Below are 267 nucleotides of genomic sequence, written 5' to 3'. Positions count from 1 at the left end.
TTTGATGCCCGCCTGAACATGTTCAACCGCTACCGCCGTCGAAAGGGCGTTGGGTTGAAACTTTACGTCCTTCTGCCCCTCGAAAAAGCGAGCGGCTCGTTCCGACAGCCGACGTGGCAAGAGATTATCAATACGTTTGTTGAGACGATTGGCGGCCGGATCGTCACGCTCGTCAGGATCGTTGGTTTCGACGATGTCTATTGGCGAGACAGCGGTATCGGAAAAGGCCCAGTGGCTGCCGCAGGCCCTGAGCTCCCGGGGCTCATT

At 57.3% G+C, this 267-nt stretch carries 1 protein-coding gene; it reads right to left on the bottom strand.

Going from position 1 to position 267, the window contains the following annotated elements; all coding sequences use genetic code 11:
* Window positions 1-267 (bottom strand): hypothetical protein (locus AC6CIG_RS29795; RefSeq protein ID WP_498324398.1); only part of this gene is annotated, 267 nt, incomplete at both ends.

The organism is Sinorhizobium sp. GQ132 (assembly GCF_059758575.1).
This window is presented reverse-complemented; position numbering and strand designations above follow the sequence as displayed.